This is a genomic window from Alkalihalophilus pseudofirmus OF4, assembly GCF_000005825.2.
Lineage (GTDB): Bacteria > Bacillota > Bacilli > Bacillales > Bacillaceae_D > Alkalihalophilus > Alkalihalophilus pseudofirmus.
Window position 1 is genome coordinate 183,268 of sequence record NC_013791.2, and the last position, 25,891, is coordinate 209,158.

The 25,891-nt window shown below is 39.5% G+C and carries 26 protein-coding genes; 19 read left to right on the forward strand and 7 right to left on the reverse strand.

The window, feature by feature from the left end; translation table 11 throughout:
• Positions 1-135 precede the first annotated feature (135 nt).
• From BPOF4_RS00990 to BPOF4_RS21465, 3 genes are all read left to right on the forward strand, one after another.
• Positions 136-1,305, forward strand: a complete 1,170-nt coding sequence (locus BPOF4_RS00990) for a sensor domain-containing diguanylate cyclase (protein WP_012957193.1) — start codon at positions 136-138, stop codon at positions 1,303-1,305.
• A gap of 125 nt (positions 1,306-1,430) precedes the next feature.
• Complete coding sequence (locus tag BPOF4_RS00995) at positions 1,431-2,546, forward strand: NAD(P)/FAD-dependent oxidoreductase (protein WP_012957194.1); 1,116 nt, start codon at positions 1,431-1,433, stop codon at positions 2,544-2,546.
• 146 nt (positions 2,547-2,692) lie between these two features.
• A protein-coding gene (locus BPOF4_RS21465) for an IS3 family transposase (protein ID WP_235806211.1) occupies positions 2,693-4,023 on the forward strand; the annotation gives its coding sequence in 2 pieces (ribosomal slippage) (positions 2,693-3,074 and positions 3,074-4,023; 1,332 coding nt in all).
• 40 nt (positions 4,024-4,063) lie between these two features.
• Here BPOF4_RS21465 and BPOF4_RS22565 read toward each other — a convergent pair.
• Together BPOF4_RS22565 and BPOF4_RS22570 are read right to left on the reverse strand one after the other, a co-directional pair.
• Entirely contained in the window at positions 4,064-4,561 is a 498-nt protein-coding gene (locus BPOF4_RS22565; protein ID WP_238446503.1) for an STAS domain-containing protein, read from the reverse strand.
• Positions 4,446-4,925: a hypothetical protein gene (locus BPOF4_RS22570; RefSeq protein ID WP_049779862.1), complete on the reverse strand. Its 480-nt coding sequence runs from the start codon at positions 4,923-4,925 to the stop codon at positions 4,446-4,448. Before BPOF4_RS22570 ends, BPOF4_RS22565 begins: the two co-directional genes overlap by 116 nt.
• Positions 4,926-5,048: 123 nt before the next feature.
• Between BPOF4_RS22570 and BPOF4_RS01015 the strand changes: the two genes are divergently transcribed.
• A complete protein-coding gene (locus BPOF4_RS01015; RefSeq protein WP_012957197.1) occupies positions 5,049-5,669 on the forward strand; it encodes a peptidylprolyl isomerase in 621 nt (206 codons plus the stop codon).
• A 53-nt stretch (positions 5,670-5,722) separates the two neighbouring features.
• Here the strand turns inward: BPOF4_RS01015 and BPOF4_RS01020 are convergent, their stop codons facing one another.
• The gene (locus BPOF4_RS01020) at positions 5,723-6,226 is read right to left on the reverse strand and encodes a ferritin (protein WP_012957198.1); all 504 of its coding nucleotides are present in this window, start codon (positions 6,224-6,226) and stop codon (positions 5,723-5,725) included.
• 209 nt (positions 6,227-6,435) lie between these two features.
• On the opposite strand from BPOF4_RS01020, the gene BPOF4_RS01025 reads away from it, so the two are divergent.
• The 3 genes from BPOF4_RS01025 (at position 6,436) to BPOF4_RS01040 (ending at position 9,153) form a co-directional block, all read left to right on the forward strand.
• Positions 6,436-7,740, forward strand: coding sequence for a uracil/xanthine transporter (locus BPOF4_RS01025; RefSeq protein WP_012957199.1), 1,305 nt, complete (start codon positions 6,436-6,438; stop codon positions 7,738-7,740).
• A gap of 93 nt (positions 7,741-7,833) precedes the next feature.
• The gene (locus BPOF4_RS01035; protein WP_238446475.1) at positions 7,834-8,460 is read left to right on the forward strand and encodes a peroxiredoxin; all 627 of its coding nucleotides are present in this window, start codon (positions 7,834-7,836) and stop codon (positions 8,458-8,460) included.
• A gap of 360 nt (positions 8,461-8,820) precedes the next feature.
• Complete coding sequence (locus BPOF4_RS01040; protein WP_012957202.1) at positions 8,821-9,153, forward strand: antibiotic biosynthesis monooxygenase family protein; 333 nt, start codon at positions 8,821-8,823, stop codon at positions 9,151-9,153.
• Positions 9,154-9,210: 57 nt separating this feature from the next.
• Here BPOF4_RS01040 and BPOF4_RS01045 read toward each other — a convergent pair whose 3' ends face one another.
• Positions 9,211-10,242: a FecCD family ABC transporter permease gene (locus BPOF4_RS01045; RefSeq protein WP_012957203.1), complete on the reverse strand. Its 1,032-nt coding sequence runs from the start codon at positions 10,240-10,242 to the stop codon at positions 9,211-9,213.
• A complete protein-coding gene (locus tag BPOF4_RS01050; RefSeq protein WP_012957204.1) occupies positions 10,242-11,279 on the reverse strand; it encodes a FecCD family ABC transporter permease in 1,038 nt (345 codons plus the stop codon). Before BPOF4_RS01050 ends, BPOF4_RS01045 begins: the two co-directional genes overlap by 1 nt.
• A gap of 120 nt (positions 11,280-11,399) precedes the next feature.
• Here BPOF4_RS01050 and BPOF4_RS22575 point away from each other — a divergent pair, with 120 nt between their 5' ends.
• From BPOF4_RS22575 to BPOF4_RS01090, 8 genes are all read left to right on the forward strand, one after another.
• Positions 11,400-12,161 carry a helix-turn-helix domain-containing protein gene (locus BPOF4_RS22575; protein WP_012957205.1) on the forward strand — a complete coding sequence of 254 codons (762 nt, stop codon included), beginning with the start codon at positions 11,400-11,402 and terminating at the stop codon, positions 12,159-12,161.
• A 152-nt stretch (positions 12,162-12,313) separates the two neighbouring features.
• The gene (locus tag BPOF4_RS01060) at positions 12,314-13,309 is read left to right on the forward strand and encodes an ABC transporter substrate-binding protein (protein WP_012957206.1); all 996 of its coding nucleotides are present in this window, start codon (positions 12,314-12,316) and stop codon (positions 13,307-13,309) included.
• A gap of 114 nt (positions 13,310-13,423) precedes the next feature.
• Positions 13,424-15,235 (forward strand): IucA/IucC family protein, encoded by a 1,812-nt coding sequence (locus BPOF4_RS01065; protein ID WP_012957207.1) that lies wholly within the window; start codon positions 13,424-13,426, stop codon positions 15,233-15,235.
• Positions 15,207-16,970: an IucA/IucC family protein gene (locus tag BPOF4_RS01070; protein ID WP_012957208.1), complete on the forward strand. Its 1,764-nt coding sequence runs from the start codon at positions 15,207-15,209 to the stop codon at positions 16,968-16,970. Before BPOF4_RS01065 ends, BPOF4_RS01070 begins: the two co-directional genes overlap by 29 nt.
• Complete coding sequence (locus tag BPOF4_RS01075) at positions 16,957-18,195, forward strand: AMP-binding protein (RefSeq protein WP_012957209.1); 1,239 nt, start codon at positions 16,957-16,959, stop codon at positions 18,193-18,195. The genes BPOF4_RS01070 and BPOF4_RS01075 overlap by 14 nt, the downstream gene beginning before the upstream one ends.
• Positions 18,192-18,467 carry a petrobactin biosynthesis protein AsbD gene (gene asbD, locus BPOF4_RS01080; protein WP_012957210.1) on the forward strand — a complete coding sequence of 92 codons (276 nt, stop codon included), beginning with the start codon at positions 18,192-18,194 and terminating at the stop codon, positions 18,465-18,467. Before BPOF4_RS01075 ends, asbD begins: the two co-directional genes overlap by 4 nt.
• Positions 18,464-19,489 (forward strand): DUF6005 family protein, encoded by a 1,026-nt coding sequence (locus BPOF4_RS01085; protein ID WP_012957211.1) that lies wholly within the window; start codon positions 18,464-18,466, stop codon positions 19,487-19,489. Before asbD ends, BPOF4_RS01085 begins: the two co-directional genes overlap by 4 nt.
• A 19-nt stretch (positions 19,490-19,508) precedes the next feature.
• The gene (locus tag BPOF4_RS01090; RefSeq protein WP_012957212.1) at positions 19,509-20,336 is read left to right on the forward strand and encodes a sugar phosphate isomerase/epimerase family protein; all 828 of its coding nucleotides are present in this window, start codon (positions 19,509-19,511) and stop codon (positions 20,334-20,336) included.
• A 50-nt stretch (positions 20,337-20,386) separates the two neighbouring features.
• On the opposite strand, the gene BPOF4_RS01095 is transcribed toward BPOF4_RS01090, so the two are convergent.
• Positions 20,387-21,583, reverse strand: a complete 1,197-nt coding sequence (locus BPOF4_RS01095) for a M20 family metallopeptidase (protein WP_012957213.1) — start codon at positions 21,581-21,583, stop codon at positions 20,387-20,389.
• Between the two features lie 148 nt (positions 21,584-21,731).
• Here BPOF4_RS01095 and BPOF4_RS01100 point away from each other — a divergent pair, with 148 nt between their 5' ends.
• Positions 21,732-21,911 carry a hypothetical protein gene (locus tag BPOF4_RS01100; RefSeq protein ID WP_012957214.1) on the forward strand — a complete coding sequence of 60 codons (180 nt, stop codon included), beginning with the start codon at positions 21,732-21,734 and terminating at the stop codon, positions 21,909-21,911.
• Positions 21,912-21,952: 41 nt separating this feature from the next.
• Here BPOF4_RS01100 and BPOF4_RS01105 read toward each other — a convergent pair whose 3' ends face one another.
• The gene (locus BPOF4_RS01105; protein WP_012957215.1) at positions 21,953-22,585 is read right to left on the reverse strand and encodes a CBS domain-containing protein; all 633 of its coding nucleotides are present in this window, start codon (positions 22,583-22,585) and stop codon (positions 21,953-21,955) included.
• Between the two features lie 97 nt (positions 22,586-22,682).
• On the opposite strand from BPOF4_RS01105, the gene BPOF4_RS01110 reads away from it, so the two are divergent.
• The 3 genes from BPOF4_RS01110 (at position 22,683) to BPOF4_RS01120 (ending at position 25,878) form a co-directional block, all read left to right on the forward strand.
• Positions 22,683-24,077 (forward strand): purine-cytosine permease family protein, encoded by a 1,395-nt coding sequence (locus BPOF4_RS01110; protein ID WP_238446476.1) that lies wholly within the window; start codon positions 22,683-22,685, stop codon positions 24,075-24,077.
• Between the two features lie 76 nt (positions 24,078-24,153).
• The gene (locus BPOF4_RS01115) at positions 24,154-24,855 is read left to right on the forward strand and encodes a DsbA family oxidoreductase (protein ID WP_012957217.1); all 702 of its coding nucleotides are present in this window, start codon (positions 24,154-24,156) and stop codon (positions 24,853-24,855) included.
• A 135-nt stretch (positions 24,856-24,990) separates the two neighbouring features.
• The gene (locus BPOF4_RS01120; protein ID WP_012957218.1) at positions 24,991-25,878 is read left to right on the forward strand and encodes a transporter substrate-binding domain-containing protein; all 888 of its coding nucleotides are present in this window, start codon (positions 24,991-24,993) and stop codon (positions 25,876-25,878) included.
• Positions 25,879-25,891 lie beyond the last annotated feature (13 nt).

Genomic DNA, 25,891 nt, shown 5'->3' on the forward strand with positions numbered 1-25,891 from the left:
AAGAAGTTTAACTTTATGGCTTATAGGTAATTAGACTTATTAGAAAGGATTGATCATAATTATGTAGAACTATGTCAAATTTTATTTATAATGAAGAAAGAAAGTATCCTATATTTAAAAGGAAAATGATGCGATATGAAGATGATAGGCAGGAAGACAGCGCTTATTTTTACAGTAATCACTATTTTGATCACTCTATCCCTGCTAAGCTATACGTGGACGGCAACCGTAGTACTTTTGTCCATCCCTGTAGTGTGGTGGCTTGGAGGGATTATAGACGATGCCTCTTTGAAAATGGAGCAATTGGAAATAAAAACAGAGACTCTCGAAGCTGCAAACGAAAAATTTCAAGAGAAAAAAGAAGAATATGAAACGTTGCTAGATTCATTAGAGGGGGCTATTTTTCAATTTTCTCTTTCTTCTAATGAAATGTATGTATCAGAAGGTATGAAAGAATTGTATGGTCCTGATTATACTCCCGAGCGGTTAAAAGATTGGAAGGCTTCTATTCTGCCAGATTATCAATTGAAAGTAGAAGAGCATGAACAGCGCTTACTAGCTGGAGAATCCTCAAAGGTTGAGTTCGAGATTGTCCACCCAGAACAAGGGCGTAAATGGATCATGCAGATTGCGACACCGATTGCAGATAATGACGGTGAAGTGACTAAAATCATCGGACAGATGCTTGATATTACAAGCCGTAAAACTCTTGAAAATGAGCTGAAGCAAATGGCTTTTTATGATGAGTTAACAGATCTGCCAAATCGAAAGTCATTGTATCGTCATATCGAAAAAGCCCTAGCTAGATCGAAGAGGCATCAACATACATTCTCTTTAATGTTTATTGATTTAGATGATTTTAAAATCGTTAATGATACAATGGGTCATGATGCAGGAGATATGTTATTAAAAGAAGTTGTAAGCAGGTTAAATGAAAGTATACGAGAAGAGGATTTAATTTCTCGTATTGGCGGAGATGAATTCATCGTTCTTTTTGAAGAGACATGTAAAGAAGAAATTGAGTCGATTGCTGAAAGAATATTAGAACGGGTTGCTATGCCGTATAAAATTAATGAGAAGGAAGCGAATATCTCACTTAGTATTGGGGTCAGTATGTATCCTGACGATGGAGAGGATAAAGATACATTAATTGAACATGCGGATCAAGCGATGTACTTTGCCAAATTCAACGGTAAAAATTCATATAAACTCTACACACCGGATTTATCAGATATGGAATACAAAAAAGTTAGCCTCTTAGATAAATTTAAACACACGTTCCAAAAAGCGAAACTGTTCAGCTGAGCAGTTTCGCTTTCTATTTTTCGTTTATCATCGGTGTATGATGGCTTTCTATGTTAGACGTTTGTAGAAAAAGAGCGGTTCTTGTACACTACTACTATAAATGAAGGAGAGTCAGGTGTTAGATGATGAAGTCAGTTATTGTAGTAGGAGCAGGTATTCTTGGTGCATCTGCCGCGTATCACCTAGCGAAGTCGGGTGCAAAAGTGACGATTATAGACCGCAGGGACAAAGGACAAGCAACAGAAGCAGCAGCGGGAATTGTGTGTCCGTGGCTTACACAGCGGAGAAATAAAGCATGGTATCAGCTCGCCAAAAATGGCGCGAAATACTATCCATCATTAATAAACGAATTAGAACAATTAGGGGAAACACAGACAGGCTATAAAAAAGTGGGGACAATCAGTTTACATACAGATGAGGGCAAGCTAGACAAAATGGAAGAAAGAGCAAACAAAAGGCTTGAAGATGCTCCGGAAATCGGGGAAATTACCCGCCTTTCCAAAGAAAAGGTGAAAAGCCTCTTTCCACTGTTGTCAGAGGACTTTAGTGCGTTACATGTAAGCGGAGGAGCTAGGGTGAATGGACGTGCGCTTAGGGATTCACTGATTGAGGCAGCCAAAAAGCACGGGGCTGAATTTGTGGAAGCAGAGGCGCAGCTAATCGCAAGAGACAACCGAGTGATAGGAGTGAGCTGCTGTGGTGAAGAGCGTCTAAGTGATCAAGTCATTGTAACAGCTGGAGCTTGGGCAAAAGAGCTATTTAAGCCTATCGGAGTTACTTTAAAGATTGAACCTCAAAAAGCTCAAATTGTTCATTTGGACGTCCAAAACGAGGATACAGAATCCTGGCCTGTTGTGATGCCGCCTAATAATCAATATTTACTGGCTTTTGAAGACGGAAGGATCGTGGCTGGGGCCACTCATGAAGATGAGATGGGCTATGATATGCGGCCGACAGTTGGCGGGCTTCATGATATTTTTGATAAAGCACTGCACATTGCCCCTCATTTAAATGATAGTACGTTTTTAGAGGCGAAGGTAGGCTTTAGACCGGTTGCTCCAAATTTCCTCCCTATCATTGGCCCGCTTCCAAGTTGGGAAGGCGTTCTACTTGCCAATGGATTAGGAGCTTCTGGATTAACGGTCGGACCTTATTTGGGTGGTGAACTAGCGAAGCTTTCACTTGAGATTCCAACAGAGATTGATCTTGAATTATATGATGTAGAAGGTGCGATTGAATAAAATAAGTAAAAGATAAAAAGAACTCTTCCTTTTCTAAAATGTACCCTATAGAGTAGACACTTAAAAAAAGTCTACCTATAGGGTACTTTTTTGTATAATAAATAACATTACTACTAGAGAAATACATCATGAGATGGGAGTACATAATGAGTAAAAAGGACTTTACTAAAAACGAGATTAAGCGATTATCATCTAATAAGTACGTTAGATCTGTTAGTTCAAAAAGCATCACTTATACAGATGAATTTAAACACATATTTATAGCGGAAAAAGAGAAAGGGAGGTTTGCCAGAGACATATTTGAAGTATGCGGATTTGACGTTGAAGTTTTAGGAACAGAAAGGATTAAATCAGCGAGTAAAAGATGGCAAAAAGCTTACAATCAAGACGGGTTAATGGGACTACGTGACACGAGAGCTGAAAATTCAGGGCGTACAAAGGAAAAGGAGCTTTCCATGGAGGAGAAGAATGCTCGCTTAGAAGCTCAAATTAACTTACTAAAGGCGGAAAACGAACTTTTAAAAAAGATTCGGTTCGCGGAAAGGGGGATGAAGAAATAGTCCTTCCCCCTAGCCAGAAGTATATCCTCATTCGTACTGTGATTGAAAAGTATCAACTGAAACATATGGTTAAATATCTTTGTGAATTAGCTGGTGTCTCAAGAAGCGGGTACTATAATTACTTTTCATTAAAGTCACAGGAACACAGGAAACAACGAGATAAAGCCGATCAAAAAGTGAAGAAGGTCATCCTAAAAGCTTTCCATTTTAAAGGTCGTAAGAAAGGGGCACGTCAAATTAAAATGACATTGGCGGGTCAATTTAGTGTTGTCTACAATTTGAAGCGGATCCGACGAATCATGAAGAAATACAACATTATTTGTCCTATTAGGAAGGCCAACCCTTATAGACGAATGATGAAAGCTACACATGAACATCGGACAATGCCAAACTTATTGAATCGGGAGTTTAGGCAAGGTATTCCAGGAAAAGTCCTCTTAACAGATATCACCTATTTATTTTACGGTAAAAATCAAAAGGCTTACTTATCAACCATAATAGATGGTACCTCTGGACAAGCTTTGGCTTATCATGTGTTAGACCGCCTAACGATGGACTTAGCTACAGACACTCTTTTAAAGTTAAAGAAGAATAGAAACTTCAAGAAAGCAAAGGATGCTTTCATTCACTCGGATCAAGGATTTCATTACACAAGTCCTGCTTTTCAAAAGTTAGTGAAGAAGATGGGATATCATCAGTCGATGTCAAGACGAGGAAACTGTTGGGATAACGCCCCTCAGGAATCTTTCTTTGGCCACCTTAAGGATGAAGCCTCTATTAAAGAATGTTCAACTCTAGATGAAGTAAAAAAAGAAATGAAACGATATATGACCTACTACAATCACTATAGATACCAGTGGAATAGAAATAAGATGACCCCTGTTCAGTACAGAGATCATCTTATTAAGGCTGCCTAGGCTTTTTAAAAATGTCCTTTACAAAGGGTACACTTTATTCTTAAAGGAGAGTTCTTTCTTCATCATCGTTAGATTTAGTTGTACTAGATAACGCTTTTGCGAGTGAGGAGGCTGTTGTTAAACGATTAAAACGAAGGCCAAGTTTTATCGATATTTGCGCAATTTCAGGTCTGATTCCAGAAAGAATCGTTTCCACACCAGTTAAGCGCAGCGATTCGATTAAATGATACAGCTGTTCTGCAACGAGCTCGTCTATTGTCAGCACTCCAGAAAGATCAACAAATAATGTAGAAATTTCTTTTGCGGCACATTGATTTAAGGTCTTTTCTAAAATAACTTTTCCGCGCGCAGAATCAATCTTCCCGACTAATGGAAGGAGGGCAGTTTGATTTTGAAGAGGAATTAAAGGTGAGCTTAATTCATTAATAACCTCTTCCTGTGCAAGAAAGCGCTTGTTTGTATTTTGATGATAAGCCTCGATAAAGATCGTGACTATTAACAAATTTAATGACGATCTCAGTCCAGCTGAAGATATCATCAAAATCTACTTTATCTTTATTTAAAAGCGCATATTTTTTAATGTAGGATAGGAGCACTTTCTTTGTAGAAAAGAACTCGCGTATGACATAGTGCAGAGGCGTGTCTAGATGCTTAACATCTTTGGCAAGTTCTTCTGACCAGGCTTTAAACGCGTTATAAAATTCACATTCATCATGAATAAATAATTGAATGATTTGTTCGACATACTCGTGATTTTTGCTTCGTAATTCGTTAACCACCGCTTGGTTATTTGAAGCATAAATAGAGGCTGGGTCCTGCTCATCGATGGATGCATACCAATCCTCTGATATTTGATGAGAATGTTCTTTTAGGAAATCATATAGTTCTCTCTTCTGATGCATATCGAAATTCTCCTTCATGTTTGTTTATATTAATGTAGCATAAATACGTCATTGAAACAGGTGTAGGAAATATTTAACTGTAGTATAATGGGGGTGATCTTAAAAGGAAAGAGGGTACATAACATGATAAAAGCATTTAAATGGAGTCTTTTAGCTATGCTTCTCATGCTGCTGGCTGCTTGCGGACAAGCAGATGAGAGCGAGACAGTTGATAATGAAGAGGAAGAAAGTGCGGATACTGGATATGAAGCAGGACCGGTCGTTACGATGGAAATGGAGGAAGGGGGCGAAGTGGTTATCGAACTTTACCCAGAAGTAGCTCCACAAACTGTCGAGAATTTTGTTTCGCTTGTAGAAGATGGTTTTTATGATGGTCTGACGTTTCACCGAGTCATTCCAGGGTTCATGATTCAAGGCGGAGACCCAGATGGAAATGGAACAGGCGGACCTGGACATTCAATCGAGGGTGAATTTTCTAGTAATGGGTTTGAAAATAACTTAAAACATGAACGTGGTGTCATTTCTATGGCAAGATCACAAGACCCTAATTCTGCAGGTTCTCAGTTCTTTATTATGGTTGCTGATACGCCTTCACTAGATGGTGAATATGCTTCATTTGGTAAGGTACTAGAGGGAATGGACGTTGTAGATGACATTGTATCAGTAGAAACAATGCCTGGTGATATGCCGGTTGAAGGACAAGAGCAAGTTATTAAGCAAATGACAGTTGAAACTAATGAGTAAATCATTTGATTAAGTGAAATAGTGAAGCCCCGCAATTGCTGCGGGGCTTTCTTCTATTCACCAGGTGTAAATGTTCGTTTCGCAAACTCATTATCCATCATGAAGAACGCATTGCTGTCATTATCAATACGCTTTAGTTTTTGAATAATGCTGTCAAACATATCTTCTTCTTCTACCTGCTCTTCAATAAACCATTTTAGAAAGTTAATTGTGGCATGCTCTCTTACATCCCATGCTAAATCGGAGAGATGATAGATCCGTTTTGTGACTACTTTTTCTTGAGTTAACGCTTTTTCAAACACATCTAAGATGGAATGAAATTCGTTATTAGGTTCCTCAAATCCTGAAATGACAGCTCGCTCTCCTAAAGTATTAATAAAGTTATAAAACTTCATTGCGTGAAATCTCTCTTCTTCTGCTTGGACTAAAAAGAAGTTAGCAAATCCGTCTATCCCCTCAGCAGAACAGTAGGCTGCCATCGCCATATACGTGTGAGCAGAATAAAATTCAAAGTTCATTTGCTCATTTAAAGCTTCGAGAAGTTTATCATTTAACATTAAAAGCCCTCCTTAAAATTCTTATTAAGTAGTATGCCTAATACCTTGTACCATTCATTCTAGCTTTATTACTAATTTCCTTTCCCTTCTTTTATGAATCTGAATCATTTTCCTTTATGTAATGAAACCTCTTCTTTTTTCGTCTCTCTAAATGTATGCTTAAGAGGTAGACTATAAAAATTCGTAGTGATTAAAACGTGGTGATTAAAATGAGGAAATGGGTATCAGCTTTTACACTGACATCGTCTGTTCAATGGTTATTTTTTATTTTTGCCAACACGATCGTTGTCCCTCTTTCAGTGGCACAAGCCTTCCAAGTCCCTTCTGAAACCGTTACATTAATGCTTAGCAGTTCACTGATCTTTACAGGACTGGCATGTATGATTCAAGGGCTTTTTGGTCATAGGTATCCTTTAATGGAAGGACATTCAGGGCTTTTATGGGGAGTCATGCTCAATCTTGGTTTATCAGCTTCTGCTATGGGCATGTCGTACACGCAAATAGGCGGGGGGCTTGCAGCTGGCATTCTTTTAGCCGGGGTAGTAACGATTCTTCTTGTTGCATTAAACTGGATTCAATATGTCCAGCGGATCTTCACTCCTATGGTCATGAGTGTTTATTTATTTTTACTGACCTTTCAATTAATTTTTGTTTTCTTTCAAGGAATGCTTGGCATTACAGAACAGGGAATAATCAATATTCCCGTCAGCATCCTTTCCTTAGTGCTCGTTGTATTTGTAAGTATTTTAAAAATAAAAGGGTCAAAAATGATCAGCAACTTTTCCATATTAATAGGAATCGTAGTAGGCTGGATCATTTATGCTGCGGTGTTTCCAAACGAGGGAGAGCCTGTGGTCATGCATGGACTCTCTTTTGCTCTTTATCCATTAGGAACGCCTAATTTGGAGTATGGGATTATCGCTGTTGCTTTTTTTGCAGGAATGTTAAATTTGACGAACACGGTTGCCTCTATCCAAGCAGCCGCAGATTTGTTTAAGGATACACCTAATGCTGGGCAGTACCGCAGATCGTTTTTTTGGACCGGCTTTTTCTCGATTATCGTTTCAGGCTTTGGTCTTGTACCATATACGCCATTCACTTCATCGATCGGCTTTTTAGAAAGTACACAAATTTACCGGAAAGAACCTTTTTTACTGGCAGGAGGAATGCTCTCTTTAGTAGGGCTGATCCCACCAGTTACAGCCTTTTTGATTACTCTTCCTATTTCAGTTGGGAATGCCGTTCTTTTTGTAGCGTATCTTCAATTGTTTGGAACTGCATTTAACAGCTTAAGGGGAGAACGTTTTACTTCTAATACTATTTTCAGACTGGCAGGTCCTTTGCTCTTAGGTGTCAGTTTAATGGCGATCTCGCCTACAGCATTTAACGGAATTCCCAATCTCATACAACCAATCATTTCAAATGGACTGATTATGGGTGTTGTCTTATCTATATGTCTCGAACGTTTTATCTCCTGGGAGGGTATAGATCAAGAGATGCAAAAAGCTTCTTAATATAGAGGCTTTTTTTTGTTTACACTTTTCTAAAGAGCAGCATAGGCTAAGCTCTGATATGCATAGAATGGTAAAATGAATGGAGGTGAGCGGATGAGGCATCCATCCAATGAATTTACAGTACATGATGTAGAGCAATGTGATCTTCCCTTTTGTGCACAAACGAACGATGTGGCCCCGTTGTTTACAGCTGAGGCTTATCACTCGACAACCGACCGCATTGAAAAAATAAACCTTGTCGATTATAGAGGGAAATGGACAATTTTATTATTTTATTCGAGTGACTTCACCTTCGTTTGACCAACCGAATTAGCAGCGGTCGCTGCTCTTTATCCTGAGCTTCAAGCCCTAGGAGCAGATGTCCTTGGGATTAGTACAGACAGTGTGTATGCCCATAAAGTATTTACGAAAGTCTCACCAAATGCAGCAAGAGTAACCTATCCGCTTGTTAGTGATCGAAATCAAGCGATCTCAAGAGCCTATAGAGTATTAGATTCAAAAGGTGGCTATGCCATGCGTGGCACGGTCATTATAAGCCCTGATGGAATCATAAAAGCAAGAAGCGTCTATCCCCCTGAAGTAGGGAGGAACGCTTTTGAAATCCTACGCTTAATCCAAGGCCTGCAGCATAATCAGCAGACAGATCAAGGCATACCAGCCAATTGGGTTTCTGGGCAAGCAGCCATTACACCAGACCAAGGCCTGATTGGCGAAGTTTAGCAAAAGTTTTGAACGATATGCGCATCCAGGTGAGTGACATAGCAAACTCGTAATTGCGTGAGGTCAAGCTGTTTATGCATAGATTAGATAGCATATTGCGCGGGTTCATTGAGTATTTGATTTTATTGCCTGCTGAATTGCGCTGATTCTTTTTTATTGCGTCAGTTCAGATCTGGTACGTGTCAGTGAGGGGAGGCATTCTACACCTTCTAAGGATAATTACGCCGATTAACCTTCACAGAACGAACAAAAGCTGTTGTTTTTATTTATTTAAGAAAAACAGTTTTTTTACCTCTTTTAATTGAAAATGATTATCTATATCAATTATAATAATATTACCACCATAAGGAGGGATTTTCCATGTTTGTTCAAGTAAAAACATTGGTAGTAGAAGAAGGATACGCGGATAAAATGGTAGAAAAATTTGCGACGGAAGGGATCATTGAGGAGCAGCCTGGTTTCTTAGATCTCACAGTTTTACAAAAAAAGAAGCGTAGAGGCAATGAAGAAGTTATGGTTTTAATTCGTTGGGAGTCAGAAGAAGCGTGGAAAGCTTGGGAAACAAGCGAAGTGCACCTTGCTGGCCATAGAGCCAATCGCGGTAAGCCTAAGCCTGCATTTATTCTTGAGGGCGGGCAAGATGTATATCACGTAATCGGAACAAAAGAATATAGAGAACCTGTTTCAAAATAAACCAAAGCCCATCCGTAGGAACTTGCACGTACGTACTTATTAACGGATGGGCTTTTTTTAGGCTTTAACTCCATTACCTCGTTTAGTAAGAAGCATATAAATTAGATAAGGCGCTCCAATCACAGAAATGACGATACCAACTGGAATATCAGCCGGAGCTAACAGATTCTTACCCACAAAATCCGAAAAGAGCAGAATAAGCATGCCGATTAGCGCTGAGGCGGGCAGAAGGCTGTAGAAGTTTGGTCCGGTTAAACGCCTTGCAAGGTGAGGTGCTAATAATCCTAAGAAAGAAATACCCCCGCCAACTGCCACACAAGCACCAGCTAATGCCGCAGCAAGCAGTAACAATATTCTTCTTTCACGCTCTACATTCATTCCAAGTGCATATGGTACAGGGTCACTAAGTTGCAGCAGATTCATCGTTTTCGCTTTGATAAATGCAAAGGGAAGTAAAACAATGATCCATGGAAGAAGGGCATTAACATAGCGCCATTGGGTGCCCCAAATACTTCCTGTTAACCAAATGGTTGCTTGTTGAAAATCTCTTGGGTCCATTTTCAGTTGAATAATAATAAGAAGTGCCCCGCATAACGCATTAAAGCCGATCCCTATTAATAGCAGCCGGCCAGGATCTACTCCACCTTTAAAAGACAATGAATAGATTAACAAAGCGACTGTAAGTGCACCAATAAACGCAAAGACAGGCAGTGCAAATGGAGAGACAACATCTGTGGAGCCAGCCTGTTTGAAAACAAAGATAAACAATACAACGGCAAGGCCTGCTCCGGCGTTGATTCCTAAAATCCCTGGATCCGCTAATGCATTACGGGAAAGTCCTTGTAAAATAGCACCAGAAACAGCAAGACCTGCCCCAATTAATAACGCAATAACCATACGCGGCAGCCTTAATTGATAGAGGACAAGTTCTTGATTAGCTGTTCCATTTCCAAGGAATGTCTGGATAATCTCAGATAAGGAAAGCGGCATAATGCCAGTAGAGAGATTAAGTATAAAGGTCCCGAAAATCAAGAATATGATGATTAGCAGAGCTTTCTTTGATTGATGATACGCATTGATCCATTCCATTACATGCTTCTTCCTTTCACACGAGCTAAATATAGAAAAAAGGGTACACCGATAAGAGCAGTGATAGCGCCAACAGGTGTTTCAAAAGGCGGGTTAATCATCCTAGCCCCTATATCAGCAACAACTAATAAAAATGATCCTAGAATAGCACTTAGTGGAAGGATATACCTGTAATCAACACCTACAAGAGACCGAACAATATGAGGCACGACTAAACCGATAAAGCCAATAGCTCCAGCAATTGATACCGCAGCTCCTGATAATAAAACAACCGCTGCTAGGCTCAGCCACCTTACTAGATGAAGTGAATGCCCGAGTCCTGTAGCGATGTCATTTCCCATTGTAAGCGTAGTTAGAGAGCGGCTCATGAGAAAGGCTATTACTAAACCAGCAACGACTGTAGGAAAAAGTATGTACACATGAATCCATTTTGCTCCCGATAATCCCCCAGCAAACCAAAAACTTAAATCTTGAGAGACTTGATAGTAAAGAGCAATGCCTGTAGATAAAGAACTAAATAACATACTAAGAGCTGCTCCGGCGAGTGTAAGTGTGACAGGAGATAACTGTTCTTTTGATACCACAGAGAATAGTAAGACTAAAATGGCTCCAAGAGCTGCACCCATAAATGACCAGCCAAGAAGAAGCCAATATGATAGATTAGTAAAAAAGGCTAATGCTATAGCAATAAAGAGAGCCGACCCTTGAGTGATCCCGATTATGGAAGGGTCAGCAAGAGGGTTTCGAGTTAACCCCTGCATAAGTGTTCCTGCCACAGCTAAAGCGGCTCCAACCAAGGCCGCAGTTAAGGCTCTAGGTATACGAACCTCGTGAATAAGCTGATGCTCAATTAAGTCAGGGGTAAAGGATATGAGTGAATCTAGGATGACCGATGGGGGAATCCATACTGCACCGAGGCCGATTGATAGTATGAGACTAAACAATACGCCACATAATCCTGCAATCATCCAGCGGCCGGGATGACCATTTTTAGATAAAAAATTTCTTGTTTTACTTGTTTTCGATAGTATTGACATGATTGTTAATCCCTCTTATAAAATAATTAATGAAAATGATTATCATTTTCGTTATGATTGATTATAAATCTACTATTCATTTGGTAAATTTGTCAATTCATTTTTTGAGAGGGTTTTGATATGACTATAAGTAATGATTGTATTCTTCAGCTGAAATCCACCTCCTTCCAAACGCTGGAATGTGAGGAGCTGTTGGATGTTGGGATAGAAGATAATGAGATGTTATTGCTATACATAGAGACAGGGAGAGTGCAGGCTGAGCAAACAGGCAAGGAGAGTATTTATCAGAACGGAGACATTTTATGGGTTGATAAAACAGATAGAATTTATGCTTTAAACCAAGTAAATACCCTCTTTTTTGCTGTCGTTTGGATTGATCGTAAGAGATTGATAGAACCGCCTGTACTATATAAAGCATCACAAACGAAAGTTGATCCTTTATGGAAACAGCTGTTTACTGCTGCAAAGGACTCGTTTAATCAATACTGCAAACAACAGACTCTTTTCTGGAGCTTGCTAGATTTAATTACGCAAGAGCATACATCGTACCCTGGGAAAATGGAAATCATTATTGAAGAAATTACTAATCATATAGTTGACCCTGATATGGAACCTCTTACTGTTTCAGAGCTTGCAAAGAAGGCTAATATGACGCCTGCATCATTTTCAAGAGCGTTTAAAAGACATACGGGGTCTTCTCCTAAAGAGTTTATAAACAGCTGTCGTATAAAAAAAGCAAAGGAGCTAATGAGAGAGAAAAAGGATATTACTTTAAAAGAAGTTGCAGACCTTGCTGGATTTCAAGATGAATTTTACTTTAGTAAATTGTTTAAGAAAAAAGAAGGAGTAGCTCCATCTATCTTTAAAAAAGAATTGCCGTGATCAACTAATTAAATATAGAAATAGTCAGTGGAAGGAAAAAAACAGGGAATCATTTGTACATGAATAAAGGTAAAAATGACCATGTTCTTTTTAATTGATAATACTTATCATTGATAATGAATTTCATTATTGATTGTGCAGGGGGAAAAAAGATGAGAAGAAGATGGACACTATTGGCTTTGTTATGCTTGATTGCAGTGACTTTATTAGCTGCATGCGGTAATAGTTCGGAAGAGTCTACTGGGGCTGCGGCAGAAGAAGATTCCGAAACAGTAGAAGAGACAGAAGAGAATAGTTCAGAAGAGTCAAGTGAGAATGAATCACCTAGCAGTTACACTGTTGAACATTTGTATGGTGAAACAGAAGTGCCGGCTAATCCAGAAAAGGTAGTAGTATTATCACATGTGTCATGGGAAGGTTCATTAGTTTCTGTTGGAGTCGAGCCTTATGCTGTAATGGCGTATGACAACGAGTTTCCTCCGCATTTAACAGAAGAGTTAGAGAACGTAATGGCACTTCCATATTCTGATGAGATTAACCCAGAAGAAATTGTTCAGTTAGATCCTGATTTGCTTATTATCAGCGACCGTTATCAACCGTTATATGAGCAGCTTTCTGATTCGATCCCAACTGTCGTAGTAGAAGTTGGCGGGGACTGGAGAGATGACCATTTAAAAGTAACTGAAGCTGTAGGGAAACTTGAAGAAGGTCAAAAAGTGATAGATGAGCTAGAAGCAGAGGCAGAAGATATTGGCGAGCGTATTCGTGAGGCGGTTGGTGAAGAAACATTTATGGCTGTTTCCATTAACAAGCAAGACATTCGTGTCTATGGGAGAAACAATCATGCAACCAATGCTTTATTGTTTGATGATCTTAAGCTTACGCCAGCAGAGAACATTCCTGATGACTTTGGTGAAAATATCTCGATTGAGGGCTTAGTGAAGTACAATCCAGATCATATTATTGACGTCACATACTTTAATAGCGGTGAATTTTATGACAACGTCACTCAAGGTGAGGTATGGAATGGGTTAAATGCTGTTAAAGAAGATAATGTGCATACATTAACAACAACTTGGGGATTTTGGGATCCAATTGAACGTCAAAAAGGTTTAAAAGAAATTGAAAACCTTTTATTAGGAGAGTAGTGAGTAAACAGATCTCATTTCACGAAGGAAAAGCGGGGAAACCCGTTTTTTTCTTCATTCTAATTGAGAATGAGTATCAATTACTAGGTAAATAGAAGCAGGAAGGATGAGAGTATGCAAAGCACAGCCAAGCTAATTGCAGAACAAGCTTCATTTAAGGCATTCTTGAATTGCTATGTACGTGAGATGAATGTTAGAGAGGTAGTGAGGCTAGAGGAGGCAGAAGATCAAGAGGTTAAAAAACAAATGAATGAACCCTATATCCTTTTTATATCTTTGCCCCATCAATCACTTACATATGCAATTGGAGTAACGTATAAGTCCCTTGTAGGCACTCATTCTTTCGGGAACGTATATAAGCAATCCCCCTATTGTAGTGAGTGGGTACAAGAAGAGAAGCTGCAAGCAATGATTACACTCATCCGAGAATTACATATGAGAGCAAATGCTGAATCAAGAGCAGGCGATTCTCATTTCGATGAATTACTCCTTAGACTAATAGATAGCTATCAAACAATGGCTCAATTTATTGACCACGCAATAAAAAAAGAAGAAACAGCCTCTCCTAGAAATCGAGAATTTATTGATTTTGAGCAGTCGCTGGTATTTGGTCACTGGCTTCATCCTACTCCAAAAAGCAGACAAGGGATCGCAAGCTGGCAGCATGAACGCTTTAGTCCAGAGAAGAATGGACATTTTCAATTGCATTATTTTAAGGTGAACAATTCTCTCATTGTTGATCAAAGTGATGGCGACGCATCTTGCGGAGAATTACTTTTACGTGAGTTAGAGATTAGAGAGCAGACACCTGGTTGGTCCTTGCTGCCAGTCCATCCATTACAAGCACAATGGCTTATAACTCAGCCTCAAGTAAAAACATTAATGGATAAAGGCTTAATTGAAGAAGCAGGTGCAATGGGGCCGGAATTCTATGCTACTTCATCCATTAGGACAGTGTATAACAAGAAAAGTAACTGGATGTTTAAGTTTTCCATACCGGTGAAGGTAACGAATTCACTGCGTAATAACCAAAAACATGAATTGTACGCAGGCCGCAATATGACAAAGCTATTAAAGAAACTCCCTTTGCTTAAAGAATACCCTTCTTTTCAATTTATTCATGACCCAGCATTTCTTACTGTAAATATTCCAGGAATGAAAGAGAGCGGGTTTGAGGTCATTATTAGATCAAACCCTTTTACAAATGGAAATGAAGCCGGTGTGACTCCAATCGCAGCACTTATTCAAGATGCACTTCCTGGGAGGAAATCGATGCTCCAACAGCTTATAGAGGAACTGGCAATGGATGAGGGGAGAAGTCAAGAAGATGTTAGTTTTGATTGGTTTAAGAACTATTTTGAGAAGACGGTCATACCACTCATCCATTTATATGATACGTATGGGATTGCCTTAGAAGCTCACCAGCAAAACAGCTTAATTGATCTTTCTGCCGGCTACCCTGCTTCTTTTTATTACCGCGATAACCAGGGGTATTACCTATCCACACAATATAGAGAACGACTCTTGAAAATGGAGGAATCCTTACAGAAAACACCTGAGCTCTTTTATGAAGAGAAGCTGATCGAAGAACGGTTTACGTATTATTTATTTATAAATCATTTGTTTTCTATTGTTTATCGTTTCGGAGCAGATGGTCTACTAGAAGAGAATGTAATACTTGACTATATTCAAGATCAACTCAAAGAGATGTATACCTTATGTCATGGTGCTGGCAAGAGATTACTAGAGATGCTTCTTACGAGAGAAAAGCTGGCTTTTAAAGCAAATTTACTCACTAGATTTCATGACGTAGATGAACTAACCGCGGCTCTCGAACAAGCTGTTTACGCAACGCTTGATAATCCATTTATATCTAAAGAAAAAGGAGAGGTCCCTTATGCAGGTAGAGAAAGTGCCAAAGTCTAAAGCTGCTCTTAGAGTGAGAAGGCAGCTAGTTGAAGCGATTCTATTTGAGAAGCTGCTTCCTTATAAAGAAGAGAAGGTTACGAGAGCGCTTAGTCACTTTTTTATAAAGGGAAGGTCAGCTACGTTTAGGTGTACAGGAAAGATATCTGCATTTGGTCGGATTCGTATTGAGGAGGAACTGGTTTACAAGCTAACCTCAAGCGGGGAGGTACATCAAGCGGTTATTGCTGAATTTGTTGCAGAGTTAAATACAGTTTCAGAGATAGGTAACTTTCTTCTACAAGAACTAGAGCAAACGATTTACTTAACAGATTGGAACGAAGAACACCTACCCCAGCTTTTATCGAGAAGGCAGGTAAATGGACTTGAGTTAGATTCAGCTATTATAGAAGGACATCCGTATCATCCGTGTTTTAAATCAAGAACTGGATTTACAGTGGAAGACCACAAAAGGTATGGTCCGGAGGCCAAACAAGAATTTTCATTAGTATGGCTTGCCGTGAAAAGGAAAGATCTGAAATTTAATTATCCTAAAGAAGAACAAAGCTTCTGGCAGAAAGAGTTAGGCACAAAACAATGGAGAGACCTGGTCTTGACTTTATGCCAAAAAGGGGGGCAGCTTGATGAGTATACTTTTTTGCCTGTCCATCCTTGGCAATGGGACGCAATAAAGGAACAATATGCGGACTACCTAGAAAGCCATGACATCATTGAATTAGGTGAATTTGGAGATTTATATAGAGCTACACAATCTGTTCGAACGCTCATGAATAGGTCTAATCCACAGAGAGCCATGATCAAGCTATCTATGAATATGGTTCATACCTCTTCTGTCAGGACGCTGGTGCCGCACTCTGTTTGCACAGCTCCGGCTCTATCTGATTGGCTGCATAAGGTCCTTTTATCAGATGACTATTTACTAGATAAAGGTGTAGTGATGTTAAAAGAATACGCAGGGGCATTAGTTGAGCCAAAAGGTTGTCAAAGCAATGATTCGTCTGGTCAATTAGCTGTTATCTGGCGGGAGAACATAACAAACTATTTGAAGAGTAATGAAGAATTTATTCCTTTTAACGCAATATTGCTAAAAGAGAAAGATGGTCATTTATTCATCTCCGAGTGGATCAAAAAATACGGAGTAGAAAAATGGGTTACTCAATTAATTAAGTCGGCAGTTATTCCTGTTTGGCATTTATTAGTTAACCACGGCATCGCTCTTGAGGCGCATAGCCAAAACATGCTATTGATTCATAAAGAGGGCTGGCCGCTCAGGGTGGCACTGAGAGATTTTCACGAGAGCGTTGAATATGTCGATTCCTTTCTTAAAAGCAAGGAAGGTTTGCCCGATTTTACGCAGCTTGATGAAGTATATAACGGAGCAAAGGACAATCAATATTATTGGATGCAAGAAGTAGAAGCCCTACGCGAACTTGTGATGGATACGTTGTTTGTGTATAACCTTTCTGAGTTGTCATTCCTGCTTGATAGGGAAGGTTTCATTTCTGAAGAGCAGTTCTGGGAGCTTGTAGATAAAGAACTAACTGACTATATAAGTTGTTTTCCGGAAAATAGAGAGAGAGCGGCCCATATCGACTATAGAAGAGAGAATATCATGGCGGAATCATTATTAAAAAAGAAGCTAAATCGAGAAAGCCAGATCGAACATAGGCATTTGGTGTCAAACTCGCTTGCTATAAATCAAGACACACGGAGGGCAGAACATGTTCTATGTTAACGATACGTATTATTCACACCAAGACCTAGACGAGCAATTTAAGGTATTTGACCAGCTTGATTACTTAAAAGAGTGCGATCGTCATCGAATCGCTGTCTGTCATGAAGATGCATTTATCTTATTAGCGTTGTACTTTTATATAAAGAAAAAAGGTGGGTCAGTCGCGCCGATACATGCAAAGAATCCACTAGGGGCAGCAATTCGGACGGCTGAACATACCAAATCACATTATTTAATTCATCATGATATCGAAAGTCCGATTCAATTAAAGAAAGAGGGAGATGATCACAGCGGCTCTCTAATTCAATTGAGTTCAGGGACCACGGGAGAGCCTAAGTGTATTGAACGGTCCTGGGCCTCTATTGATAGGGAACTAGAGAATTATAATGTCAAGCTCTCTATTAATATGGTCACAACATCGATTGTCGCATGCCCTGTAAATCATTCGTACGGGTTAATAAGCGGGGTGTTGGCAGCAATGAAAAGAGGGTCTGTGCCAGTCATTATTACGAATCCCAATCCAAAATACATTGTGAAAAAATTAAAAGAATACCCTGTACATATCCTCTATGCTGCACCGACATTATTGTATACCTTGTCAAGGTTGCTGCCAATAGAGGAACGTTTTTACGCTGTTATGACCTCTGGCACACTTTTACCGGATGCTTGGTTTCGGCTGCTTCAAAAAAAATCACAACGAGTGCTGCAACAATACGGCTGCTCAGAAGCAGGATGTGTAAGTGTGAATGCAAATGTATCAGAAGCAAATGCAATCGGGAAGGTATTGTCTCATCTAGATGTGACGAGCGGGCAAGGCAAAGAAAACCCTGAAGAGATAGTCATTAAAATAGACAAACAAACAATTCAAACAAAAGATTTAGGATATTTTGATGAGCAAGGGACTCTTCATTTTCTTGAGCGAATCGATGAGATGATCAATGTCGCTGGATTAAATGTGTACCCGCATGAAGTGGAAAATATCATTCGTTCGTATAAAGGAATACAAGATACAGTCGTATTTAAAAAAAGAGACGACTATGCTGGTGAACGTGTATGTGCGCTTTATTCTAGTGATGAAGAAATTGATCCCATCAATCTTAGACAATGGTGTCAACATAATCTAGCACCTTATCAAGTGCCTGTTGAGTGGGTACGAGTAAAGAAAGTTGATAGAATGGCGAATGGAAAAGTGAGCCGTAAAAAGCTTGGAGGGGTTTATGCATGACAGAAGAGAAGGCAATTACACTTTTATATGATATTTTAGAAAAACATCTTAATTTGCCTGCTATAGATGCTTTTCATAAGGAAGCTAGATTAAATGAAGATCTATGCATGGATTCAGTGATGATCTTACAGCTTATCCTGCACCTTGAAGTCGATTATGGGATAGAGGTGCCAGACGATGAGCTGGCTCCTAATGATTTCTATACAGTCTCAAGCTTGGCACAGTTTATTTCTTCTGTAACAAAGCAAAGTAGTATAGGTGATATGTTGTGATTAAAGTACATTGTTTTGTGAGCTGTGTGTGTGAAGTTATTAAAAAAAATGAGGGATTAGATCACCGGCCATTCTACTTCGGTGTATGGGATGCGGACTTTGACATTACAGAGGATTATGTGCTTTCTTATCACTCTGAAATTATAAATCATGACTTTTTTTGTACTTGGTATGAGCATCTATATGGAATCAAGTTAAATCGCTGGTATCAAGATGAACTGTCTAAGGAAGAGAATGTAGAGAATATGCTTAAGCTTATGGAAGATAAGCCTAGTGGACGCCATCTCATGGTCATGCTTGATTTATCGTTGCTGCCAGAGCGTGAAAATAAATTTCACCAACGCCCTTTTCCTCATTACGTCATGCTGGATACCACTAGCAATCCAGAAGAGTGGATGATGTTTGACCCTGACTTTCGATGGGAAGGCACTCTTTTAAAAAAGAAAATTTTAAATGCGATTATGGAACCTACAGTGGGCGGCGGCTATTATTTTGATGAAAGAGAGCTGGTAAAGCCAACAGATGAAACGATTGAAGCTTATTTTAATACATGTTTGAAACTTGATTGCAACCCGATGACTGAAGGTATACGTTCTATCGTGGCTGCCTTTACAGAGGGGGAGCGCAGCAATGAACTTCATGAATTAGGTAATAGTTTAAAACAAATTCCGGTCCTGGCTATCAGGAAATATGCCTATGAACATGCATTTGCTTATTTTTTCAACGAGCTGGAGTTAGATGAGGAAGAGTTTGAGATGTGGTGTGATGAAATTGAACGTTTAGTTAAAGGATATACAACGGTTCAGTATCGTGCCATGAAGTTAGCGATGACTAGAGACGAGAAACATCAAGAAGCGATCCATATGCAGCTTGATCATCAAGATGAGCGTGAGACAGCCATAAAACATGCACTCAAGCAGTATTTTGAGAAATGGAGCAACAGGCAGAACCAAGTTGGTCAAGATAATATGAACAAAAAGAGGCTAGAAGAGGAAGGGCACCAGATCCTTTCGCTTTCATGATGAAACGGAGGCATTAATAATGAATGTATCATTATGTACGATTACGTTTAGACATCATTTGCACTCATTACAGGAGATTACGACTTGGGCGAGTGACCAAGGATTCAACGGCATTGAATTATGGGCGGTTCATGCTAAAAATGCAATAGAGGATGCAGCATTTCATAAGAAGAATATGGCTGAAAAAGGGCTGGCCATTAGTATGCTCAGTGATTACCTGCCGCTTAATCAGTCTGTCGAACAATTAATAGAAACCACAGAAAGGAGAGCTAATTTACTAAAGCTTTGGGGTACAAATAAATTACGAACCTTTGCAGGACAAAAAGCAAGTGGAGAGGTAACTGCAGAGGAAAGGAGTCATATTGTAAAGCAGCTCCAAGCCGTTTGTAGAAGTTTAGCAGTGCATAATCAACTCCTATTAATTGAAACACACCCTAATACGCTGGCTGATACGCTTGAGTCAACGTTGCAGTTAATAGAGGAAGTAGATCATCAAGCCCTGCGAATAAATTACGATGCTCTTCACATGTGGGAGGCAGGCGTGGATCCAGCTGCTGGCTTCATTGCGCTAGAACCGTATATCGAACATGTTCACTTAAAAAACATTACCTCAAGAGATCACTTACGAGTATTTGCACCTGAAAATGTTTATGCTGCAGCTGGAACCCGGGAAGGAATGATTCCATTGTTTGAAGGATGTATCGATTATCAGAGGTTTTTCAGGCTGTTGAGTGATTCTCTTGAGAAAGTTGAGGTCTCACTTGAATGGTTTGGAGAAGATGTATTTAGTGTGCTGACAAACGACCTAAGACAACTCCTGAAAGTGAATCAGAGGGTAGGAGTGTAATTAAATATAATGAGAGAAGGAGGCCGCCAGTTGCAGCCTCCTTCTATTTATTATCTATCCTCTCTAGCCACAGTACGATCAAACTCTTCTTTAATTTCTTTTACATAAGCTGGGTTGGTTAATAAATCATAACCTGTTGCAGCTAGTGTTTTAATACCTAGAATCATCGCTTCAAATCCCCTAGAATCACCAGTGGCATCACGGAATCCTTCTGTATGGGCAGAATATGGACAATTCTCCATCTTGATGTAAGGGTGAATAGACGGTGCCACTTGGCTCACATTTCCCATATCTAGTGAGCCATGGTCTTGGTCTTTTAGAATTTCCTCTGGTGCAACACCAAGAGCTATAAGATTCTCGCAATAAAGCTCAGATAACGTTTCATTCGTCGTAAGGTTATCGTAGCTAAGTTCATGGTTTGAAATCTTGAATTCACATCCCGTAGCAAGAGCTGCCGCTTCAACACAACTCTTTACCTTTGCTGATGTTTCTTCTAGCACCTGCTTTTCGTTTGCGCGTACATAAAATTGTGCTTGTGCTCTTGCCGGCACAACGTTTACAACGTCTCCACCGTTTGTGATAATGCCATGAATTCTCACATCATCAGGCAAGTGCTGTCTGAGAGAATTAATTAAATTAAACGTTTGTATAACTCCCTCTAGTGCATTTACGCCCTGATCTGGGCTTGCTGCTGCATGCGCTGGCTTGCCGTAAAAATCGAATTGTACAGCTTCCATTGCCATAGATGAGCCGCTTCTTTCATGAACACCCGAAGGGTGAACCATTAATGCAGCATCAAGGTCGTTTAGAAGTCCTTTATCGGCAAAGATTACTTTAGCTCCGTTCGTTTCTTCAGCTGGAGTGCCAAATACGATTACTTCACCTCCGAATTCTGCAACCGCTTCTTTTAGAGCAATGGCTGCACCGGTGCCCATCATTCCTATAAGGTTATGTCCACAAGCATGTCCAATCTCAGGCAAAGCGTCATATTCAGCAAAATAGCCAAGTGTCGGGCCTGGTTTTTCCGAGCGGAATTTAGCGATGAAAGCCGTTTCTAAATCAGCGATATTCGTTTTTACTTCAAACCCATGGGTGCGAAGTTCTTCAGTGAGAACTTCCATTGCTTTAAATTCTTCGTTTCCAAGCTCAGGGTTCTCCCATATGTATCGGCTGATTTGGGTCCAGTTATCTTTGTGCTTTTCAACAATTTCAAAAAGAGTATCTTTGTTTAGAGTGTCCTTATTCATATTCGCATCTCCTTATATTTCCTTTTAGTTATCCTAGCTTCAGTTTAATAGAAATAAAAAAAGAAGCAAATCTTTCTAAGAAAGGTGTTTAGACTTTTTGAAAAGAGGGTATGAGTACACAAATAATTGTTGTAAGGTGTGAGGAGACATGAAAAGTCATAAGCATCATAAATTAGAGGATCCATTTGTTGCGACCATTCGTGATCCATTGGTGAGGGAGCAGATAAAGCAAATGCTTGAATCCTATTATAAAGAGGGCTACCGTAAAGGCTTAGAAGAAGGCCTGCAAAAAAGAAAAGCCCCTATTGAAGAAGCGAAATTAGGCTAAATATAAAAGAGGCAGACTCATTAGTTGAGTCTGCTTTTGTTTTATTCAATTTCTAAAATGCGAAATCCATGCTTTTCAATTTCTGAGGTGACTTTATCAAGGTGAGGAGATTTTTCAATCTTTATTAGAATCCGGCGAAGATAGGAAGAATCCGCTTCAAATGCGATATCGGATATGATATTAATATCATACTTATGTAGAATTTTTGTGATCGTATGCAGGGTGCCGGATTGATTATGAACCCCGATCAGAATACGTGTGCCATCAACACCTACCCCGAAACAATCTTCAAGTGTACGCTCTATGAATGAACGCTTAACAATCCCCACAAATGTTCCGTTATCTAATACAGGAACAAACGGATATCTTACAATAATGGGAAGACAATCTTCAAAGTGGCTTGCATGAAGATCAACGCTGTCATTTGCGCTGACATCAATACAGTTAGAAATTTCATGCTCATAAAGGCTGGTAAGTGTCATTCTATCATCTTGAGTTTCCATATACTCTAAAATAGATCTCTTGCTCAAAATACCAAGGTAGGAGCCTTCTTCATTCACCACTGGTAAACTGTAGTGAGAGCCTTGCATTAATGATAAAGCCTCTTTAATCGTTATTGAAGACTGAAGTAAAGTTAATTCATTCTTTGGAGTCAGACAGTTGCGGATAAACATAAAAATCCCCCCAGGTTGTATAATGTATGTCTATTATACTTTGTTTTGAGTTGTTATAATATCATAATTTTCAGATTAATTTTCGAGGGAGAAGGGAATGGGAAACATGGGGCAGGAACGAGAGAGCCAAACTATATATAAATCAGTGAAACCATTGGTTGAACAATATGGACTCGAGGCGGTACCTAGAGACTTACAAACAACCAAGGCATTACAATATACATTTATTCAAATGGCCGTCTCAGTTAATGCAGGTAATGTATTGGTTCCTGCTTTAGCAGTGACAGCAGGGGGGCTCACATTTATTCAAGCCGTCTTCTCTACAGTAATAGGAGCAGCGTTAGCTTTCTTATTTGTCTCCTTTCTATCATTGCCAGGAGCAAAATACGGCATTCCAGCCCAATATTCAATACGAGCTATTCTCGGATATAAGGGAGCGCGTTATGTGGCCTCTCCTATACGGACGATTACCTCTATGTATTGGTTTGCTGTGCAAACAATAGGAGGAGCTTATTTGCTAAAAGAACTGATTCTGCGATCTTTTAATATAAATGTACCTTTTCTGCTCATCGCCCTGATTGCAGCTACAATTATGGCTGTATTAGCGTTAATAGGGTTTGATGCGGTAAAAAGAGCAGCTAACTATTTCTTGCCTTTTCTTTTTGTTGGTGGTTTGGTCATGTTGTACATCCTTGTAACAAGTGAAGTAGAGGGCAAGAATTTTTCTTTTCTCATTAGTGGTGCTGAACGCTCCTATTCTTTTGAAACAGTGACGATGATGTTGTTCTTTGCAAGCCTCGCTTTCGTTCAATATATATCTGGAGTGAGTGCAGCGTCTGATATGGCTCGCTATGCAAAGAGTGGAAAACATGCATTTACTGGATTATTTATCGGCAATACTGGCGGCTTCTTTTTAACTGCCGTCCTTGGGGCCTATACAGCAGCTTTAACTGGTGAGGTTAATCCATACGTAGTATCGAGTCAATTGACAGACTCACCAATTTTTTTATTTCTTATTTTAGTGGCTTCCATTGCATCGATGGTGATGATAAATATCAGTAATGCCTATACTGGTGGATATAGTTTACTAAACAGTATCCCGAGTCTTGGCAGGGTGAGATGTGCTTTGTTGTTTGGAGCTTGTGCAGTCACATTAAGTGCCTTTCCGGCTCTTGTAAATGAAGCGCAGTTATATATCTCTTATTTAGGAGTGTTTATTATTCCTCTATCAGCTGTAATTGTAGCTGACTTTTTATCTTTGAAAAAGTTAACGTTTGAAGAAGAAGATTTTAGAAAGTTAGCAGAGAACAGCTACCGGTATAATAAATCAGGATTGATTGTATCTGCACTTGGAGCTGGAATCTATATACTCATACCTGATCACTGGTCCCCGGGGTTTATGACATTTATAGTGACAGGTCTTATCTACCTCTTCACGGCTCACTACATTCATAGAAAAGAAGTGAGACACCCTATTACACGGGTAAGCTAAATGGATCAAGGCGTCTGAGTTGTTGTTTTCTTAATGTGATTCTATAATTTAACTAAGATAGACAAGGGGGATTAAAATGAAAATTGAAGTGTGGTCGGATTTTGTATGTCCGTTTTGCTACATCGGCAAACGTCGATTAGAAAAGGCTTTGGAGCAATTTGATGATAGAAATGCAGTAGAGTTAATCTTTCGCAGCTATCAGCTAGACCCAGATGCAGAGCGTAACAGTGAAGATCATTTATACGATGTATTAGCCAAAAAATATGGAATGACTAGAGAGAAAGCAAAAGAAATGAGTGATCAAGTGGCTATGCAAGCGAAAGAAGAAGGGTTAGTATTTAACTTCGATACATCCATTCGTACAAATACAGCTGATGCCCACAGGCTTGCACATTTTGCTTATGAACAAGGAAAGGGGCTTGAAGTAACGGAGAGACTGTTAAAGGCTTACTTTACTGACTCCCTGCACATAGGTGACCGCGACATTTTAAGCAAACTGGCAGCTGAAGCAGGGGTAGATAAGGAAGAAGCAGAGGAACTGCTATCAAGTGATCGGTTTAAGGATACAGTTGAGAAAGATCAGCAGGAGGGAATGACACTTGGAGTCAAAGGAGTTCCTTTCTTTGTATTTGAGAGAAAGTATGCTGTGTCAGGAGCGCAGCCAACTCATGTATTTTTAGATGTATTACAAAAAGTAAAGGAAGAAGCTGCGGTAGATATTTCTACTGAGCAAGAAGTTAGTGATAATGATTGTTCAGATGGCAGCTGTAATGTATAAGTGAAGTGTCAGAAGCTTTGTATTCATGCAGAGCTTTTTTATTTTGATTATTAGTAATTGACAGGTGAAAATTTTCGTGGTAATTTAAGTTTACTATTCTGATTAATTTACTTGGTTTTAGGGAGGCTTATTGCATTGAAAAAATTATTATCATTGATGACTGCACTTATTTTAATATTGGTATTGGCTGCTTGCGGCGCAACGGAAGATTCAGAGCAGGATAATGAAGAAGTGACAGATAACGAAGAAACAACTGGTGAAAGTGAAGATACTTCTTGGACGGAAGTTGAAGAGTCAGGCAAATTAGTGGTGGGTACATCTGGAACATATGCCCCTATTACGTATTATAACGAAAGCAATGAGTTAACAGGCTTTGAAGTAGAGCTTGTCAAAGAGGTAGCAGATAAATTAGGTCTTGAAATTGAATTTAATACAATGGACTTTGATGGGATTCTTCCTTCATTACGAAATGGTCAAATTGATGTAGCGGCACATGATTTTGCGATTACTGAAGAACGTAAGGAAACATTTGATTTTGTCATTCCTCATAAATATTCTTACGGATCGGTTGTAGTAAGGGCTGAAGATGCTGATCGTTTTAGTGACGCTAATGATTTAGAAGGTGTAGATGTGGCACTTGGCTCACTAACAAGTAATTATGCAATTTTTGCTGATAATATTGGGGCAAATGGAACAGCTTATGATGGTGGAACAGAGGCTATTTTACGTGATGTTATGAACGGAAATACGGATGCCTACCTAAACGATCGTTTAGTCCTGCAACGTACGCTTGATGAATTTGGTGATGACCGCCTAGTAGTGGCTGATCAAGTGAAATATCATGCAACAGAAAGTGCAATGGCTGTGTTAAAAGGGAATACTGCTCTTAAAGAGAAACTAGATGAGGCTGTACAAGAGTTAATTGAAGACGGTACAGTAGCGCGTTTGTCTGAGGAGTTTCTTGGTGAGGATGTTTCTGAGCCTGTTGATGAAGCAGAAGTCGTGGGTCTAGACGGAGAATAAGCCAGGATTCGAA

Coding starts and splice junctions, on each gene's coding strand:
- BPOF4_RS00990 (WP_012957193.1), top strand. CDS start 136: ATGAAGATGATAGGCAGGAAGACAGCGCTTATTTTTACAGTAATCACT.
- BPOF4_RS00995 (WP_012957194.1), top strand. CDS start 1,431: ATGAAGTCAGTTATTGTAGTAGGAGCAGGTATTCTTGGTGCATCTGCC.
- BPOF4_RS01110 (WP_238446476.1), top strand. CDS start 22,683: ATGGGAAACATGGGGCAGGAACGAGAGAGCCAAACTATATATAAATCA.
- BPOF4_RS01095 (WP_012957213.1), bottom strand. CDS start 21,583: ATGAATAAGGACACTCTAAACAAAGATACTCTTTTTGAAATTGTTGAA.
- BPOF4_RS01015 (WP_012957197.1), top strand. CDS start 5,049: ATGATAAAAGCATTTAAATGGAGTCTTTTAGCTATGCTTCTCATGCTG.
- BPOF4_RS01045 (WP_012957203.1), bottom strand. CDS start 10,242: ATGGAATGGATCAATGCGTATCATCAATCAAAGAAAGCTCTGCTAATC.
- BPOF4_RS01020 (WP_012957198.1), bottom strand. CDS start 6,226: ATGTTAAATGATAAACTTCTCGAAGCTTTAAATGAGCAAATGAACTTT.
- BPOF4_RS22570 (WP_049779862.1), bottom strand. CDS start 4,925: ATGCATCAGAAGAGAGAACTATATGATTTCCTAAAAGAACATTCTCAT.
- BPOF4_RS22575 (WP_012957205.1), top strand. CDS start 11,400: ATGACTATAAGTAATGATTGTATTCTTCAGCTGAAATCCACCTCCTTC.
- BPOF4_RS01105 (WP_012957215.1), bottom strand. CDS start 22,585: ATGTTTATCCGCAACTGTCTGACTCCAAAGAATGAATTAACTTTACTT.
- BPOF4_RS01115 (WP_012957217.1), top strand. CDS start 24,154: ATGAAAATTGAAGTGTGGTCGGATTTTGTATGTCCGTTTTGCTACATC.
- BPOF4_RS01075 (WP_012957209.1), top strand. CDS start 16,957: ATGTTCTATGTTAACGATACGTATTATTCACACCAAGACCTAGACGAG.
- BPOF4_RS22565 (WP_238446503.1), bottom strand. CDS start 4,561: ATGATATCTTCAGCTGGACTGAGATCGTCATTAAATTTGTTAATAGTC.
- BPOF4_RS01090 (WP_012957212.1), top strand. CDS start 19,509: ATGAATGTATCATTATGTACGATTACGTTTAGACATCATTTGCACTCA.
- BPOF4_RS01070 (WP_012957208.1), top strand. CDS start 15,207: ATGCAGGTAGAGAAAGTGCCAAAGTCTAAAGCTGCTCTTAGAGTGAGA.
- BPOF4_RS01100 (WP_012957214.1), top strand. CDS start 21,732: ATGAAAAGTCATAAGCATCATAAATTAGAGGATCCATTTGTTGCGACC.
- BPOF4_RS01040 (WP_012957202.1), top strand. CDS start 8,821: ATGTTTGTTCAAGTAAAAACATTGGTAGTAGAAGAAGGATACGCGGAT.
- asbD (WP_012957210.1), top strand. CDS start 18,192: ATGACAGAAGAGAAGGCAATTACACTTTTATATGATATTTTAGAAAAA.
- BPOF4_RS01025 (WP_012957199.1), top strand. CDS start 6,436: ATGAGGAAATGGGTATCAGCTTTTACACTGACATCGTCTGTTCAATGG.
- BPOF4_RS01065 (WP_012957207.1), top strand. CDS start 13,424: ATGCAAAGCACAGCCAAGCTAATTGCAGAACAAGCTTCATTTAAGGCA.
- BPOF4_RS01050 (WP_012957204.1), bottom strand. CDS start 11,279: ATGTCAATACTATCGAAAACAAGTAAAACAAGAAATTTTTTATCTAAA.
- BPOF4_RS01060 (WP_012957206.1), top strand. CDS start 12,314: ATGAGAAGAAGATGGACACTATTGGCTTTGTTATGCTTGATTGCAGTG.